Raw genomic sequence first — 18,020 nt, forward strand, 5'->3', positions numbered from 1 at the left:
CACCTGATATTTATCAGGTGGTTTTGTTTTTTATATCTGGTTATGCTTCCAATTCCCTATCTAAATGTTCGGTAACCCGTTGAATGGTATTATCAATCGTGTTACTTAAAATGGTCAAGTACGAACCTTTCTTTGCATTATCAATCGCTATTTGTAAACACTCTGTGCTCTTGTTATTGATGATAATCTCTTTATTTGGATCAACTTCTTGAATTCCTTTTACTAACAAATCAATCAATTCCTGCTGCTGCCTTCCTCGTAAATATTTCTCCTGACAGATGTAAATTTTATCAAACATTTGCGCTGAGATACGAGCTGTTTCGATGATGTCCTCATCTCTTCTGTCGCCAGTTCCAGAAATAATACCAACATGCTCTGTTGATTCTACACTTTGTAAATAAGCCTTCACGCCGTTAAATCCATCAGGATTGTGGGCAAAATCTACCAAAACTTTAAAGTCTTTGAATCTGAAAACATTCATTCTTCCAGGGGTATGTGCAGCCGAAGGAATGAAGGTTTCTAACGATAAACGAATATCTTCTGGTTTGTAGCCCCATAAGTAAGCGGCAAGTGTTGCTGCCAAAACATTTTGGATCATAAAGTTAACAGATCCGCCAAATGTTAAAGGAATATGCGTTGCTTTATCAACCCTTAGTTTCCAATCACCCGTTTTAATGGTGATGAATCCGTTTTCGTAAATAGCCGCAATTCCACCTTTTTTGCAATGATCTTTAATAACAGGATTGTTTTCATCCATGCTAAAGTAAGCCACATTACAACGGGCATCTCTGGCAATTTTTACACAATAACCATTATCAGCATTTAAAACTGCCCAACCTTTTCGGCGAACGGCTCCGATAACCACCGCTTTTACACGGGTTAAATCATCCAGGTTATGAATATCGGAAATACCCAAATGATCTTCCTGAATATTAGTAACAACCCCAATGTCGCAAGCATTAAACCCTAATCCTGCTCTCAAGATACCGCCACGGGCAGTTTCTAAAACAGCAAATTCAACAGTCGGGTCTTTTAAAATAAATTCTGCACTCACTGGCCCTGTTGTGTCACCTTTCATCAACATCGTGTTGTGAACATAAACTCCGTCGCTTGTGGTAAAACCAACCCGCTTACCGTTACTTCTAATAATGTGAGCGATTAAACGAGTGGTAGTTGTTTTTCCGTTAGTGCCGGTTACAGCAATAATCGGAATTTGTGATAATCTGCCCTGAGGATAAAGCATATCAACCACTGAAGCAGCTACATTTCGCGGCAATCCTTCACTTGGAGCCAGGTGCATCCGGAAGCCCGGTGCCGCGTTTACTTCCAATACAACCCCACCATTTTCCGTAAGTGGTTGCGTCAGGTTTTGCGCCATGATATCAATTCCACAAATATCCAAACCAATCACCCTCGAAATTCTTTCGCAAATGAAAATATTTTGAGGATGAACAATATCGGTTACATCAATAGATGTTCCACCTGTGCTTAAGTTTGCTGTCGATTTTAAGTAAACAACCTCGCCTTTTTCTGGAATGGTTTCCAGTGTGTATTCTTTTTTAGCAAGTAAATCTAGCGTGTCACGATCTACAGAAATTTCTGTTAATACGTTTTCATGGCCATAACCACGACGAGGATCTTCATTTTCCTTATCAATTAATTCTTGAATGGTATGAATACCGTTGCCTTTTACATGGGCAGGATCGCGTTGTGCTGCGGCAACTACTTTATGGTCAATTACCAAAACACGAAAATCATAGCCGGTGATGAATTTCTCAATAATTACGCGGCGAGAATAAGTTTTGGCATACTCGAAAGCTGCTTTAGCGGCCTCCATTGTTTTTACATTTATGGTTGCGCCTTTGCCATGATTTCCATCGAGCGGTTTAAAAACCAAAGGAAAGCCAACCTTATTTACTGAAGCTTCCAGGTCATCAGGGTTAGCAATTGTAACGCCTGATGCCACCGGAATGGCTGCCTCGGTTAATAAACGTTTAGTTTCTTCTTTATTACTGGCAATATCCACAGCAATGCTGCTGGTTTTTTCGGTCATGGTAGCTCTAAAACGAACCTGATTTTTACCGTAACCCAACTGCACCAGCGAACTTTTATTTAAACGGATCCATGGAATATTTCTGCTTACCGCCTCCTGAACAATTGAGCCAGTACTTGGCCCTAAAGCTTCGAGCTCACGGATTTCTTTCATCCTTCTGATGTCGTGCTCCAGATCATACTCTTCATTGTTAATTAGCGCTTCGGCAATTCTAACTGCCGCTTCTGCTGCATAAACGCCGACTTTCTCTTCCAGATAACTGAATACGACATTGTAAATTCCTTCAGTTTTAGTTTGACGGGTACGGCCAAATCCTGTTTCCATACCGGCAATGGTTTGAATTTCCAAAGCAATATGTTCAATAACATGGCCCATCCAGGTACCCTCTTTTACTCTGGAGAAAAAGCCACCTTCCACACCTTTAGAGCATCGGTGTGTAAACATACTCGGCAATAGTTTTTCAATACGCTCGCTGAAACCTTCAATTGTATTAGTTGGCCGTTGTTCCAGCTCCTCTAAATCCAGGCGCATTTGGATAAGTTTTTTCCTGCTGATGGACCAGATATTTGGCCCTCTTAATACTTGTATGTTCGGTATCTTCATGTAATATTTTGTCGTTTTTTTAGTTAGCCAAGCGTTGGGATGGCCTTTTTAAATCAATTTTAAGGAGTAAAATTGATGATTGTAAATTATACATTTATTTTGGAAATTGACAGCACAAATAGCTAAATCAAAATAAAACGCTATTTGTTTTATTTCAACGAAAAGAATAGCCAATTTTCTTAAGATTTATTTCAACGAATGTTAACAATTGAGTAATTATTGACAAAAAAAGTCGTGTTTTTTATCTTAAGCTGATATATTTGGGCTTTTTGATACATTACTAATACACAAAGAATGGTTCCAAAAGGCAAACTTATCATCATTGGTGGAGCAATAAACACGGGCAGCTTTGCAGAAACGCAATTCGGCTTACCAGAAAACATGAATTTTTTTGAGCGTGGGATTTTAAAAAGAATCACTACTGAGTCAGTTAAAGATATTGAATCACGCTTCGAAATTATTACTACTGCTTCTTTAATGCCTGAAAAAGTTGGCGAAGAATATATCAAAGCTTATGCGCAATTAGATGTGCATAACGTTGGTGTTCTAAATATTACCAATCGTGAGGAAGCAAACTCCGATGAAAATTATGCAAGAATTGCTGCTGCTGAGGTTATTATTTTTACTGGTGGCGATCAATTAAGGCTTTCATCAATATTCGGAGGAACAAAAATTCATCAAATTCTCTTAGAGAAATATAAAAACGAAGCAGTTGTAATTGCAGGTACATCTGCAGGAGCGGCAGCAAGTTCAAAAAACATGATTTACCAGGGAAGTAGTAAGGATGCGCTATTAAAAGGTGAAGTTAAAATTACGGGCGGCTTAGGTTTTATTGATGATGTAATTGTCGATACGCATTTTGTTCAACGCGGAAGAATTGGACGTTTATTGTACGCTGCAGCCAGTAATCCGGGTATTTTAGGCATAGGTTTGGGCGAAGATACCGGTCTTTTTATTTCGGATGGTCATGTAATGGAAGCTATCGGATCTGGGATGGTAATTTTGGTAGACGGCCGACAAATGGCCGATACCAATTTAACAGATGTAGAAATGGGGCAACCTGTATCAATAAAAAATATGGTTGTACATGTAATGTGTGATGGTGATGTTTACGACTTAACCGACCATAGTCTGGTGATTCATCATCCAAAAGTGATCCCGGTAGCTTAAATAAGTATTCAGTTGAGCGTTATCAGTCTTGATGCTGAATAAAAAAATCTTGATACTAATAAAATGAAACTAATTATACATGGTGGCTTTTTTAGTGAGTCATCAACCAATCAAGAAACAAAGAAAGCAAAGCAAGACGCCTTAGCAGAAATTGTTACGCTTGGTTATCAATATTTAAAAACCCATACCGCTTTAGAAACTGCTGTTTATACTGTTGCATTATTGGAAGATAATGAACTGTTTAATGCTGGCATTGGTTCGCAGATCCAAAGCGATGGAAAGGTGAGGTTGAGTGCATCTTTAATGGATGGCAAAACTGAAAAGTTTAGTGGCGTGATCAATGTGGAAGATGTAAAAAATCCGATTTACATTGCTAAAGATCTCTTGAGTTATGATGACCGTGTTTTGAGTGGAAGTGGTGCCCAAAACTTTGCCCGGAAAAACGGTCATGAGTTTTTCAGTCCAATTACCAAACAACGCCAAGCAGAATACGAAGAGAAGCTAAATCAACAAAATAACTTAGGCACGGTGGGCTGTGTAGCGCTCGATGATGATGGCAATCTTGCTGTCGCTACTTCAACTGGTGGCAAAGGCTTTGAAATTCCTTGCCGGGTAAGCGATTCGGCTACAGTAGCAGGGAATTACGCCAATCAATATGCGGGTATTTCTTGCACTGGAGTGGGTGAGGATATTGTAAGCAATGCAACCGCTTCAAAAATTGTTACCCGGGTAACGGATGGCTTTAGCTTAAAAGAAGCCTGTGACAAAACTTTTCTGGAACTGAAAGTATATGATGGGTTCGCTGGGGTAATCGGCATCACATCTTCAGGGGAAATTTACCATTGCGATTCACATCCTTATATGGTTTGGGCATCTTTCGACGTTAATTTACAGGTATTTAGCTAATATTGAATATAAAGTATTATTTTTGTTGCATGTCCAAATATTTATTCGCTTTATTTAGCCTGTTCGCGTCATTTCAACTACAAGCTCAAAATATCGATAAGGCTGATATGCAGGAACCAAATGGAGGAAGTGCAATCACTATTGCAGTATCTAAGTTCGATTTGGAAGATGGAAATTCTTTTTATGATGACGCTGAAGATTTAGAAAAAAAAGGTGATTTTAATGAAGCGTTAACACTATTTGGTAAAGCTGCTTTCGAATATAATGCCGTTAAAAACTTTTCCAAATATGGTCAGGCCATCATCAAGATGAGCAATATGCACTACCAGTTGGGTCGTTTCGGCGATGCTGAACAGATTCTTTTAAATGTTGCGCTCAAAAATTATTCTAAAATGGGTAGCAGAAGCGGTTTAATGAATACCTATCAGCTTTTAGGGAAAGTTTATCTTGCCAACAGTAAATACACACAATCGATGTGGTTTTATACCCAGCAAGGTATTTTAGCCAAGCAACTTAAAAGCAATAATTCTTACATCGAATCGGTTTTAGGAATTGTGCAGGTTAAAATAAAGAAAAAGGATTTTACCCTCGCCTTAAGAGATCTAAAAACCGCCGAATGGTTAGCTAGCTCAATCAAAACCAATCAATATAAAGTTCAGATTAGTGATGCCCGCGAGATTATCGCAAATAAAACGGCCCAAAAGAAATCGTAGTTTCCTTAAAACTGGTTTGCATACACCTTGTACTTGGGTTACAAGGTAGTTCAATTGTAAATTTCTATTCCAGAATTACTTACCGGCCTAATGGCAAAACAATTACCTCCATTTTTCGTTAAAATTTAATAATTGTTAAATAAAAAGCTTTTAGCTAGATTTGATAGCCTTTTAACAAGAGACAGTAATAATGCTGTCTCTTTTTTGTTTTTTCGTTAAAATGGTATCATATTGGCTATATAATATTGAAATGGATTTTAAATCGTTTAAAGAGATGTTGAAGAGAATATTTTTTGTAATTTTTACTGCGGCGGTACTGGCTTGCCATGCCGACCCAAAGCCACAGCCGATTGTGGAAGGCGTTACCAATGTAATGCCCGATGAGCAACAGAAGCTCGTAATCAAGGAAGTTGTAAATCTTATCGAGAGTTATAATTATAAAAAAATCCAGATTAACGATTCTATTTCATCCTTAATTTTAGATAGATATATAAAGGCCTTAGATCAGGGGAAAAATTATTTTCTTGCTTCTGATATCAAAGAATTCGAGAAATACAGAACTACTTTAGACGACGATTTCAAGAATGGTGATTTAAGCGGTCCATTTTATATTTACAATGTATATGCAAAACGTTTAAACGAATATTTCAAATACTCTTTAGCGCAAATAAAAACCAAGTACGATTTTAATCAAAACGATACTTATGTGTACGACCGTGAAAAGCTTCCATGGGCAGTTTCTTCAACTGCGTTAAATGAAACCTGGAAAAAAAGAGTGAAATATGAGTTAATCAATCTTAACTTGGCTGGTACTGCACAGGAGAAAAACGTAGAAACACTTACAAAACGTTATCAAAACCTTCAATCTCAAACTTCGAAAACTAATAATCAAGATGTATTCCAAATTTTGATGGATGCATTTACCGAATCAGTTGATCCGCACACTAACTATTTTGTACCCGCTAGAGCGACTGAATTTAACGAAGAAATGTCTCGTTCGTTCGAAGGTATTGGTGCCAGATTACAGCTCGAAAATGAAGTTGTTAAAATTTCGGAGATTATTCCAGGAGGACCTGCATTTAAAGGAAAACAACTTACCGCTGGTGACAGGATTATTGCAGTTGCTCAAGGCGATGGCGAATTTGTTGATGTAGTGGGTTGGAGATTGGATGTTACTGTTACGAAAATTAAAGGTCCAAAAGGCACAAAAGTTCGCTTGAAAGTTATTCCTGTAGGAAAAGAGATGTCTTCTAAGCCGGTAATTATCGAATTGGTTAGGGAAAAAATTATCCTTGAAGATCAATCAGCTAAGAAGAAAGTAAAAACCATCAATTCAAACGGCAAAAACTATAAAATTGGTATTATTTCTTTACCAGCCTTTTACGCAGATTTTAAAGCCGCAAATTCTGGCGATAAGAACTATAAAAGTACTACACGTGATGTGAGAAAATTAGTTGATTCACTAAAAAACATCGATAAAGTGGATGCCATTGTGATGGATTTGCGTGGAAATGGCGGCGGTTCTCTTGTGGAAGCGATTTCATTAACAGGTTTGTTTATCGATAAAGGCCCAGTTGTTCAGGTTAAAGATTTAAGAGGTAAAATTGAAGTAGATGAAGATGAAACATCTGGCGTAGCATGGGATGGTCCTTTCGGAGTCATGATTGATCGTTTAAGTGCATCGGCATCAGAAATTTTTGCAGGAGCTATTCAAGATTATGGAAGAGGAATTATTATGGGGAGCCAGAGTTATGGAAAAGGTACCGTTCAATCCTCAATTGATTTAAATAAATTGGTTAATCCTGGTATGCTGCAAAAAATTGCGGGTTTAGTTACCAGAGACAAAACTATTGGTACTTCTCCAAGCGGAGCAAATCCAGCTGATATTAATCTTGGTCAGATTAATTTAACCATGGCGAAATTTTACCGTGTAGCAGGTAGCAGTACACAACATAAAGGGGTAACACCTGATGTTGTGTTTCCATCGCTTTATCCAATGGATAAAATTGGAGAAGATACAGAGCCATCAGCATTACCTTGGGATGTAATTCCGAGCTCGAACTTCAAGGCGGTTGCTAATTTATCAGCAGTTAAAGCTGGTTTAATAAAAAACAGCGAACAGCGTATAGCAAACTCGTTAGATTTTAAATTTATTAAACAAGATATCGCTGACCTGAAAAAACGTGATGCGGAAGTATCGGTAACGTTGAATGAAAATAAATTAAAAGCTGAACGTGATGCTCAGGAAGCAAAATCTTTAGCTCGACAAAATGAATTAAGAGCGTTGAGAGGCTTGCCAGCTATTAAAAAGGGTGAAAAAGTAACGAAACAAGATACGTTTGATTTTATTGAAGATGAATCTTTAAAAGTGATGGGGGACTTTATGCAGCAATCTGGTAATTATGTGATGAATTTGGGGATTGCAACAGCACCAAAGCTATAAATCAAATGCAAAACAAAGAAGCCCGATTAGAATTATCTAATCGGGCTTCTTTCGTTAATATCAAATGTTTATGAAGGCTTAATCGGATTCTGGCTCAATTGCATAGCCATCATTTCCTTCATTGTTTTGTTCATGCCTTCGGTGCTACCATCTAAGAAAATGATATTGCCTTCGCCGTACTCTGCAAATTGTTTAATGGCTTCCGTCCACATGGTGAAGAGAATTACCGATGTGTCTAGGTTCGCTTGCTGCATTTCATGTGCCGCATTGGTCATCCCTTTTGCTACCTCTTCTCTAAACAAAGCAATACCTTGCCCACGGAGTTGAGCAGCTTCACGTTCTGCAGTTGCGGCAATTTTAATGGCATTACCATCCGCTTCTGCACCTTTTGTTTTGGTAATTAGCAAAGCCTGACCTTCATTTTCTGCAGCAGCCTTTAAGTTATTTGATGCCACCACACGACTCATTGAACGCATGATCTCTTCATCAAAAGTAATATCATTTAATTGAAGATCTTGTAAATGGTAACCCCATCCATCTAATACCTGGTCAATTTGTTCCTTTACATGCAGCACAATCTCATTACGCTGAGCCAATACGTTTGCTTGTTTTTGTGTAGCTACATAAGCACGAATGGAACCTTCAATAGTTCTGATTAATGCCTGCATTAAATTCGTTGCATCAACAAATTTAAAGGCTACGTTTTTTATTGTTTCCTCATCCTGATTAACTACAGAATATAGAAGCATGGCTTTGAAGTAAACGTTCGCCTGATCTTGCGTTACTGCCTGGAACGATAATTCTACCGAACGGTTTTGAATAGAAATACGAGAGTAAATCTGTTCAATTAACGGTATTTTGAAGTTCAAACCGGGGCGAAGCTGCCTTCGATATTTTCCGAAAACCGTTACTACAGCTATTGTTCCTTGTTTAACGGTAACAAAGGAGCTTAACAAAATAATAATTCCGATGAAACCGAGAATGTAGATCGTGTATTGCATAATAAGTTTTTTTTATGAAGTTATAAAAATTCGTAGAAACTACAGGGTTGTTTTGTAGCTTTAGTATATCCGCAAACTAAATTTATATATACATGAAAAAGAAATTGTTATTGCCAGCCGCAGCATTGTTGCTACTCGCCGCCTGTCAAAATGATAAAAGCCATCAAACCACCAGCAGCACAGATACACGAACGGTATTTTTTGACACTGCGGGGATGGACACCACCGTAAAACCTGGCGATAATTTTTTTCTGTATGCCAATGGCAAATGGATGAAAAATGTAAAAATCCCGAAAACGCAAACAGGTTGGGGGTCTTTTTATACGCTATATGATGATAACATAAAAAATCTTAAAGAAATATTAGAGAAATCTGCCAAAAGTAATGCGACAAAAGGAAGTATAGCACAAAAGGTAGGTGATTTTTATGCCAGTGGAATGGATTCATTAACCATTGAAAAATTGGGGACGACGCCAATAATGCCCTTGTTATCAAAAATTGATAATATAAAAAATGCAAACGAATTAATCAATTTCATTGCCGAGGGGTTTAAAAACGGCGAAGGCGATTTATTGGCTTTCGGAGTGGAGCCAGATGATAAAAGCAGTCAAAAAAATGCTTTGATTTTCTATCAATCAGGCATCAATTTACCAGAGCGAAGTTATTACCTTGATCAGGATGAAAAGGCTAAAAAAATAAGAGAACAATATTTGGCTTACATTTCTAAAATATTTGCCCTTTCTGGCGATTCACTAAATGGGGTGAAGTATGCCAATGATATACTTAAACTCGAAACGGCTTTAGCACAAAGTCATTTTACACCTGTTGAGCAACGCGATCCTCAAAAAAATTATAACAAGTTTGCTGTTTCCGATTTTCAAAAACAGCTTCCAAATCTCGATGTCAAGTCTGTTTTAACCAAATTAGGCGCTAACGTAGACACCATTATTGTTCGACAACCGAAATACTATCAAACACTATCAAACTTAATTAAAACACAGCCAATCCAAATTTGGAAGGAGAAATTAAAGTTCGATGCCCTAAATGAAAATGCCTATGCATTAACACAAAAATTTAGAGATGCCAGATTTGAGTTTTTTGATAAAACGCTTACAGGCCGTCAGTTGCCTACTGAAAGATGGAAATCAATGGTTAATAACACCGATCTTAACCTAGGTGACCTTTTAGGGCAATTATACACAGAAGAGTATTTTAAACCAGAAGCTAAAAAGAGAATGGTAGAATTGGTTGATAATCTTCAAAAGGTGTATGAAGAACGTATTAAAAAAGTAGATTGGATGACAGCCGAAACCAAAAAGAAAGCATTGGAGAAGTTAAATGCCTTCGTAAAAAAAATCGGTTACACCGATAAATGGAAGAAATACGATGATGTAGAGATCTCTAAAACTACCTTTTTTGCAAATCTCCAATCAGCGAAAAAACACGCTTACAAGGAGATGATGGATAAGCTTGGTAAGCCAGTAGATAAAACTGAATGGGGAATGACACCTCCAACAGTCAACGCTTATTATAATCCTTCATTTAATGAGATTGTTTTCCCTGCAGGTATTCTTCAGTTTCCATTTTTTGCCTTTAATGCCGATGATGCAATTAATTACGGAGCTATCGGCGCCGTGATTGGGCATGAAATGACTCATGGTTTCGACGACCAGGGAAGACAATATGATGCAGCCGGAAACTTGAAAGAGTGGTGGACAAAGGAGGATGCCGCCAAATTCAAAACGAAAGCAGATAAGGTTGCCGCGTTTTATGATAAATTTACACTTTTAGATAACCAACATGTAAACGGTGCGCTTACATTAGGTGAGAACCTTGCGGATATAGGTGGTTTAAATATCGCTTATGATGCTTTTAAATTAACCAAGCAAGGGAAAAGTACAGATAAGATTGATGGGTTTACACCAGATCAGCGTTTCTTTTTGGGATTTGCACAAGTGTGGAGAATGAAAAATCGCGATGAAAGCATGCGAGTGCGCTTAAAAACAGACCCACACAGTCCGGAAATGTTTAGAGTAAACGGACCAGTTTATAACATGGAAGCTTTTTATAAGGCCTTTAATATTCCTACAACTGCAAAAATGTATGTTGCGCCAGCAAATAGGTTAGGCGTTTGGTAGGTACGGGTTAGTTCAACCAGATCATTAATCTTAAGCCACAGATTATTAGCTTTAAACGCTGAAAGTCTGTGGCTTTATTTTTTTTATCCGTTTGGCATAAGTAACGAATAAAACAAAAACCGCTTTATATTGTATTTACTCTGATAATTTTAAAACTATGAATATTAAACGCACTTTCGGAACTATATTGACTATTTTAGGCATCATCGGATTAATTTATGCTGGGTATGGATTTGTACAACACAGTCAGCAAACCAGAGGATTGTTGGTTTACGGTATAATTGGATTGATCTTCTTCGTTTCCGGAATTGGTTTGGTGAAGAATACGAAAGACGAAGCGTAGAAGTTATTTCTGCTTCTTGCTTTTTATAATTTGATACTGGCTAAAAGCAACCAGGCATCCGGCTAAAATGATAATTCCTGCCGATAATAAATTCTTTGGATTTTGATTGATGTAGTAGGCTGCAGCTAAAACTAAAATCGCTGCGGCTATACCAATAATATAGTGAAGAGTTAATCCTTTTTTCATGATTGGAGATTGAGGTTGAGACTAAGGTTGAGGTTGAGTGTCGACAGATAAGTTTTCTTTCATTACTATTTTATTGTCTTCAAATTTTAATTGATGTCCAATAAAATCGATATCAGTTAATTCCTTTATTCGCTTAAATGCCCTGTGGTTATTATCGATAGTTAGCCTGTTAACTTTATCCTGCTGTATCGAGGTTACATCAGCATAAAGGAAATTACCTTTACTATTTATCTTTAGTTGTACTAATGGTGCGATTCCATTATTGCCTTTTAGGCTAAACATGCCATAAGTGCAAAAATTCCCCAGGCTGTAAGCGATAAATTTATTCTTATAAACTTCTACTGCTCGGGTTACATGTGGCCCATGCCCAAGCACTACATCAGCACCAGCATCAATTACAGCATGTGCAAACTTGTAAACATTACCGCGATTTTCTCTATAAAAAATCTCGTTTCTGCGAGGGACATGCTCAAATCTGGCACCTTCGCCACCACCGTGAAAAGACACGATAACAATATCTACCTGCTTTTTCAAACGGGCAACCAAAGCTTTAGCGCTGTCAATTTTATTAATAGAAACTGTATTTTCATTAGGTGCAAAAGCACAGAAGCCATATTTAACGCTGTCCTTTTCAAAAATTTCGAAAGGTTTATTTACCTGTCCGGCATAATGTATTTTCAAAGAGTCTAAAACTTTGGCAGTATTTTTCCTTCCTCTGGCATCAAAATCACCAACATGGTTATTGGCAATACTCAGTACATTAAAGCCGGCCTTTTTATAAATACCGGCGTAACGTTCTGGCATTCTAAAGGCATAACAGCTATTGGGGTTAACGCCATTACACTTATTTGAATTACCCGAATCTAAGAAACATCCTTCTAAATTTCCGAAAACGATGTCGCCTTTCAATAAACTATCAACGGCCTGAAAACTATTAACGGCATCATCTGGTGGTAGGTTAATCTTTGAAGGAAAAGCCGAGCCCAGCATGATATCGCCAACAGCAGTAATTGAAATGGTATCTTTTAATTTCCTGATGATGGTATCTTGTTTCGCACCAGCTGCAACCACCTGCGCTTTGTTATTGGTACAACTTAAAACAATGAATATGGTAAGAAAAGATAAAATTAAGCCGCTCGAGAATTTCATTAATTAATTTATAAGGTATAAAAAAATCCTCCAAAATTGCTTCAGGAGGATCGTATGTATTCAATCTAAAAACTTAAATTTAAGATTGTAATTTGCTTTATTCTACTGTGAATTCCTTTTTAAACGATTCTAAAATCCGTCCGCCTTTGTAAAAATAGCGGCTGTAATAGGGTTCGTTTAAGTTGCTGATTACCACGCCACGAGAACTTGAGGCATGTGCAAAGCGATTATCTCCCAAATAAATACCGATGTGAGAAATACTTCTACTTTTAATTTTAAAGAAAACTAGATCGCCTTCTTTTAAATCATCTTTAGATAATGGATCTACCATGCTAAAAATATCGCGTGAATTTCTTCTGATGGTAGTGTTGAAAACTTTGTCGTAAATCGCTTTCGTGAATGCCGAGCAATCGATGCCTCTTTTGGTGTTTCCACCATAGCTATATGGCGTTCCGATCCATTCGTAAACAAACTTGTATAATTTTAAGTTTGAAGTCGCATCTACAGCAACACCCATTACTTGCGAGAAATATTGTGATGCTAAGTTGTCGGGATCGTTTAATTCTTTACCAGATTCTTTTGTTTTTGTTTGCGCAAATGCGGCTGAGAACGTGCAAATAGCGATTAAGGATGAAAACAAAAATTTTTTAATCATGTTATACAGTTATGTTTGGGTATTCACTTACACAGTAACGTAAACCACATGGGCTTATTGTTGGTTGCCAAAAGTATTAATTATACAAATGTTATCCAAATGTAACTTGTTAAAAAGTGAAAGTTATTAACATTTCAACGTTTCCGGCTTGTTAGGAAACGGAGATAAGACACCTAAAATTGTTTCGAAAAGCAAGTTTTTTTCTTCGTCGATTCCGAAAGCCCTGCTATCCTTACAAGCTTTTATTGCAAAGTTACTCACTCTAAATAACCAGTAACATAATAGAGTTAGTAACTTTCAAAAGCAAAAAAGTATTTTCGTTCTGTCAGCTTTGAACCTTGGTTGGTTCATTTGTTCTTGGTAAAATACAATGTTCCAAAATAACCACCCCCTGCCCCTCCTAAATTAGGAGGGGAGTTGCCATTGATTAACAGTCTTTTGTTCGAAGATGTTAGGTTGGTGCATCAAACCCTATTTTGTAGCAGCATATTAAGCAATAAAAGTATTTTCGTTCTATAAGGTTTGAACCTTGGTGGGTTCATTTGTTCTTGGTAAAATACAATTTTCCAAAATAACCACCCCTTGTTCCTCGTAAATTAGGAGGGGAGTTGCCATTGATTAACAGTCTTTTGTTTGAAGGTGTTAGGTTGGTGCATCAAACCCTATTTTATAGCAGCAGATTAGAATTTTCAGCATAAACCTACTCCCCTCTTTATTTTCAAGGAGGGGAGTAGGTTTAAAATCTTTAATAAAATGCACAAAGCCATGCCAACTTAAGCCCGACAGTAGCAATTATCCTTTTTTGTGGTAGATTCTTTCCTTTGATCATAAAAAATGACAAAAAAGATAATGCGAATGGCGGGGCTACTTTTACTTAAAGGCATCTGTATTTGCCTTTCAAATAAAAATTAATAAATTAGGACTTAATAGGATTTTGCAGAATTAAATTTTACCATTATTTGAAAGCGATAGCTTGATAAACTGTGATTTTAATTTCCGTAAAATCGATGATTTAGGCAAAATAGGCGGTATCAAAAACTTTTGATGAGAAAACAACTGTTAAATGTACGATTGTATTAAAGTGTATGATGTTTTTACACTTAAAAGTGCCAAAAATTACAATAAAAAAATTAGATTTGCTGTCGCAAAAAAACAAATATCCTAAAATGAGTGCAGTAGAAATAAATAAAGATACTTGGTTAAAATGGTTCGAATCGATGTTGCTTATGCGCAAATTCGAAGAAAAAACAGGCCAATTATACGGACAACAAAAAATTCGTGGCTTTTGTCATTTATACATTGGACAAGAGGCTGTAGTTGCAGGCGCCATATCTGCAATGCAAAAAGGCGATTCGATGATTACTACTTACCGTGATCACGCTCATGCTTTGGCTTTAGGTGTTAGTGCCGACAGCATTATGGCAGAAATGTATGGTAAAGCTACTGGATGCTCTAAAGGTAAAGGTGGTTCTATGCACATGTTTAGCAAAGAACATAATTTTTATGGTGGACATGCCATTGTTGGAGGTCAGATTCCACTAGGTGCTGGTGTTGCTTTTGCAGAAAAATATAAAGGAACAGATAACGTTAATATTTGTTATATGGGCGATGGTGCTGTGCGCCAGGGTGCATTAAACGAAACTTTTAACATGGCTATGTTGTGGAAATTGCCTGTAATTTTTGTTTGCGAAAACAATGGTTATGCAATGGGTACTTCGGTACAACGTACCACCAACATGACTGATATTTATAAAATTGGTTTAGGTTTTGATATGCCATGTGCTCCGGTTGATGGCATGGACCCAGTTGCGGTACATAACGCGATGGATGAAGCAATTCAACGTGCCCGTAAAGGTGAAGGACCTACTTTCTTAGAAATGAGAACTTACCGTTACCGTGGTCACTCAATGTCTGATCCGGCAAAATACCGTACTAAAGAAGAATTAGAAGATTATAAAGCAAAAGATCCGGTTGAATTGGCAAGAGAAACTATTTTGAAAGAAAAATATGCTGACCAAGCTTGGATTGAAGAAGTAGAAGCTAAAGTTAAAGCTACCGTAGATCAAGCGGTTAAGTTTGCTGAAGAATCTCCTTGGCCAGAAGCATCTGAATTATACAAAGATGTGTATATGACGGAGAACTACCCTTACGTAATGGACTAATTTTAAAAGATTTCAATTAATTAGATATAATGGCTGATGTAATTAAAATGCCCAAAATGAGCGACACCATGACCGAAGGGGTTTTGGCGAAGTGGCATAAAAAAGTGGGCGATAAAGTGAAAAGCGGCGATGTTTTGGCAGAAGTAGAAACTGACAAAGCAACAATGGACATGGAATCTTATTGGGATGGTACACTTTTATACGTTGGTGTAAAAGAAGGTGAGGCTGTTCCTGTTGATGCTGTTATGGCCGTTATTGGTAAAGAAGGTGAAGATTTTCAGGCAGCGTTAGATGCTGAAAAAGGTGGCGAAGCTCCGAAAGCTGAAAGCGCTGAAGCACCAAAGGCTGAAGAGAAAAAAGAAGAAGCTGCCCCTGCTCAAGGTGGTGGTTTAAGCGAGGAAGAATTAGCAGCAAAAGGCGTTACCGTAATTCGTATGCCTTTGCTAAGCGATACCATGACTGAAGGCGTTATTGCTGAATGGCATAAAAAAGTTGGCGACCAGGTTAAGGATGATGATGTTTTAGCGGATGTAGAAACCGATAAGGCAACTATGGAAGTGATGGGTTATGCAACTGGTACTTTATTACACATTGGTGTAGAAAAAGGTGAGGCGGCTAAAGTAAACGGAATTATCGCCATTGTTGGTCCGGAAGGAACTGATGTGAGTGGTATTTTAGCGGGCGGTTCTGCTCCGGCTGCAAAAGCTGAAAGCAAAGAAGAAGCTCCGAAAGAAGAAAAACAAGCAACAACTGCTGATGCTGGTTCATCTGCTCCAGTGGCAGAAAGTTCTTCTGATAGTCGCGTAAAAGCATCGCCATTGGCTAAGAAAATTGCTAAAGATAAAGGAATCGATTTATCACAAGTTGCTGGTAGTGCAGAAGGTGGCCGTATCATTAAAAAAGATATCGAAAACTATAAACCTGCTGCTGCACCGGCGAAATCAGAATCAGCTCCGGCTGCTGCTGAAAAAGCTACTGCTGCTGCGCCAGTGATCCCAACTTTTGTTGGCGAGGTGAAATATACAGAACAGCCTGTTTCGCAAATGCGTAAAGTAATTGCAAAACGTTTAGCAGAAAGTTTATTTACAGCACCACATTTTTACTTAACCGTAAGTATTGATATGGATAACGCAATGGCTGCCCGTACGGCAATCAATGCTGTTGCTCCTGTTAAAGTTTCCTTCAACGATATCGTAATTAAAGCCGTTGCTGTTGCGTTGAAAAAACATCCAGCAGTTAATTCATCATGGGGTGGTGATAAAATCCGTTTCAACGAACATACTAACATTGGCGTTGCTATGGCTGTTGAAGATGGTTTATTAGTGCCTGTGGTTCGTTTTGCTGATGGTAAATCTTTATCGCACATTTCTGCTGAAGTAAAAGACTTTGGTGGTAAAGCAAAAGCTAAGAAATTACAACCTGCGGACTGGGAAGGATCGACTTTCACAGTTTCTAATTTAGGTATGTTTGGTATTGATGAGTTTACATCGATCATCAACTCACCTGATGGTGCAATTTTATCTGTTGGTGCTATTCAACAAGTTCCTGTTGTTAAAAACGGTGCTGTTGTTCCGGGTAACGTGATGAAGTTGACTCTAGGTTGCGATCACCGTGTGGTTGATGGTGCAACTGGAGCACAATTCTTACAAACGCTAAAAGGTTTATTAGAAGAGCCGATTAGATTGTTAGCGTAAGCAGTTTACAGTTTATCATTTTCAGTTTTCGAACTGAGCAATATATTAAAGCCATTCCTTTACCGGAGTGGCTTTTTGATTTGACAGCATTTTAGCCATAAATTCTCCCGCAGATTAAGGTGATTTACGCAGATCTTTGTTTGTAAGTACATTAGTATTTATAGTCCATTCACCTTTCGGAAAATGGAATTTTTGATGTCGACCGAATTGAAGTTAACAAGCAATCCCAATTTTAAACCAGAAAGTTTTAAATAAGTTAACACTTGCTTGTGGTGAACTGGAGCTAAATTTTCTACTGCTTTTATTTCGACAATAATTAATCTGTTTATTAACAGGTCGATTCTATAACCGGCATCGAGTTCGATATCATTGAAAATTATCGGCAACTGAACTTGTTGTTCAACTTGTAGGCCATTTTCAGTCAGTATATAAGCTAACACTGCTTCGTATGCAGACTCTAAAAGGCCAGGCCCCAAAGCGTTATATGTTGTAAAGATTGCTCCTCTAATTTGATAAGAAAGATCATTTTCATCCATAGTTAAATTATTTAAGTTGCCTTTGGATGATTATTCTAATGTAACTAAAAATCTGCGTGAATTTGTTCTGATTTATAGGGAAATTAAGGGTTATAGGCTAATAGTTTCAGCTGATTAACACTGATTTCGCAGATGAAAACGATTGAAGGGCACCAAATGTTGACTCTGGTTGCTTATAAAAAAAAATCTGCGAGAATCTTTTTGATCTGCGGGAGAAATCAATAGATATATGCTAATAATTTTCCGTTGATTTCGCAGATGAAAACGA

14 protein-coding genes are annotated in these 18,020 nt (G+C 37.6%); 8 read left to right on the top strand and 6 right to left on the bottom strand.

What is annotated here, in order from left to right; all coding sequences use genetic code 11:
• Positions 1–40 precede the first annotated feature (40 nt).
• The gene (gene cphA / locus ACZZZK_RS15240) at positions 41–2,656 is read right to left on the bottom strand and encodes a cyanophycin synthetase (RefSeq protein ID WP_463484887.1); all 2,616 of its coding nucleotides are present in this window, start codon (positions 2,654–2,656) and stop codon (positions 41–43) included.
• A 294-nt stretch (positions 2,657–2,950) separates the two neighbouring features.
• Here cphA and ACZZZK_RS15245 point away from each other — a divergent pair, with 294 nt between their 5' ends.
• The 4 genes from ACZZZK_RS15245 (at position 2,951) to ACZZZK_RS15260 (ending at position 7,888) form a co-directional block, all read left to right on the top strand.
• Positions 2,951–3,826, top strand: coding sequence for a cyanophycinase (locus tag ACZZZK_RS15245; protein WP_056848238.1), 876 nt, complete (start codon positions 2,951–2,953; stop codon positions 3,824–3,826).
• A gap of 63 nt (positions 3,827–3,889) precedes the next feature.
• Positions 3,890–4,732, top strand: coding sequence for an isoaspartyl peptidase/L-asparaginase (locus tag ACZZZK_RS15250; protein ID WP_463484888.1), 843 nt, complete (start codon positions 3,890–3,892; stop codon positions 4,730–4,732).
• A gap of 29 nt (positions 4,733–4,761) precedes the next feature.
• The gene (locus tag ACZZZK_RS15255) at positions 4,762–5,445 is read left to right on the top strand and encodes a hypothetical protein (RefSeq protein WP_463484889.1); all 684 of its coding nucleotides are present in this window, start codon (positions 4,762–4,764) and stop codon (positions 5,443–5,445) included.
• 274 nt (positions 5,446–5,719) lie between these two features.
• Positions 5,720–7,888, top strand: a complete 2,169-nt coding sequence (locus tag ACZZZK_RS15260) for a carboxy terminal-processing peptidase (RefSeq protein ID WP_463484890.1) — start codon at positions 5,720–5,722, stop codon at positions 7,886–7,888.
• A 68-nt stretch (positions 7,889–7,956) separates the two neighbouring features.
• On the opposite strand, the gene ACZZZK_RS15265 is transcribed toward ACZZZK_RS15260, so the two are convergent.
• Entirely contained in the window at positions 7,957–8,889 is a 933-nt protein-coding gene (locus ACZZZK_RS15265; protein WP_463484891.1) for an SPFH domain-containing protein, read from the bottom strand.
• 92 nt (positions 8,890–8,981) lie between these two features.
• Between ACZZZK_RS15265 and ACZZZK_RS15270 the strand changes: the two genes are divergently transcribed.
• Positions 8,982–11,027 carry a M13 family metallopeptidase gene (locus tag ACZZZK_RS15270; RefSeq protein ID WP_463484892.1) on the top strand — a complete coding sequence of 682 codons (2,046 nt, stop codon included), beginning with the start codon at positions 8,982–8,984 and terminating at the stop codon, positions 11,025–11,027.
• Positions 11,028–11,184: 157 nt separating this feature from the next.
• Positions 11,185–11,370: a hypothetical protein gene (locus tag ACZZZK_RS15275; protein WP_265798593.1), complete on the top strand. Its 186-nt coding sequence runs from the start codon at positions 11,185–11,187 to the stop codon at positions 11,368–11,370.
• A gap of 3 nt (positions 11,371–11,373) precedes the next feature.
• Here the strand turns inward: ACZZZK_RS15275 and ACZZZK_RS15280 are convergent, their stop codons facing one another.
• From ACZZZK_RS15280 to ACZZZK_RS15290, 3 genes are all read right to left on the bottom strand, one after another.
• A complete protein-coding gene (locus ACZZZK_RS15280; protein WP_463484893.1) occupies positions 11,374–11,556 on the bottom strand; it encodes a hypothetical protein in 183 nt (60 codons plus the stop codon).
• A gap of 21 nt (positions 11,557–11,577) precedes the next feature.
• Positions 11,578–12,705, bottom strand: a complete 1,128-nt coding sequence (locus tag ACZZZK_RS15285; RefSeq protein WP_463484894.1) for a CapA family protein — start codon at positions 12,703–12,705, stop codon at positions 11,578–11,580.
• A 97-nt stretch (positions 12,706–12,802) separates the two neighbouring features.
• Positions 12,803–13,360, bottom strand: coding sequence for a C40 family peptidase (locus ACZZZK_RS15290; protein ID WP_056848253.1), 558 nt, complete (start codon positions 13,358–13,360; stop codon positions 12,803–12,805).
• A 1,166-nt stretch (positions 13,361–14,526) separates the two neighbouring features.
• On the opposite strand from ACZZZK_RS15290, the gene pdhA reads away from it, so the two are divergent.
• Together pdhA and ACZZZK_RS15300 are read left to right on the top strand one after the other, a co-directional pair.
• A complete protein-coding gene (gene pdhA / locus ACZZZK_RS15295; RefSeq protein WP_056849234.1) occupies positions 14,527–15,522 on the top strand; it encodes a pyruvate dehydrogenase (acetyl-transferring) E1 component subunit alpha in 996 nt (331 codons plus the stop codon).
• Between the two features lie 29 nt (positions 15,523–15,551).
• On the top strand, positions 15,552–17,216 hold the full coding sequence (locus tag ACZZZK_RS15300) for a 2-oxo acid dehydrogenase subunit E2 (protein WP_463484895.1): 1,665 nt from the start codon (positions 15,552–15,554) through the stop codon (positions 17,214–17,216).
• Between the two features lie 158 nt (positions 17,217–17,374).
• Here the strand turns inward: ACZZZK_RS15300 and ACZZZK_RS15305 are convergent, their stop codons facing one another.
• Positions 17,375–17,752 carry a GxxExxY protein gene (locus ACZZZK_RS15305; RefSeq protein ID WP_463484896.1) on the bottom strand — a complete coding sequence of 126 codons (378 nt, stop codon included), beginning with the start codon at positions 17,750–17,752 and terminating at the stop codon, positions 17,375–17,377.
• Between the last annotated feature and the right edge of the window lie 268 nt (positions 17,753–18,020).

This window comes from Pedobacter sp. AC163 (genome assembly GCF_979258665.1).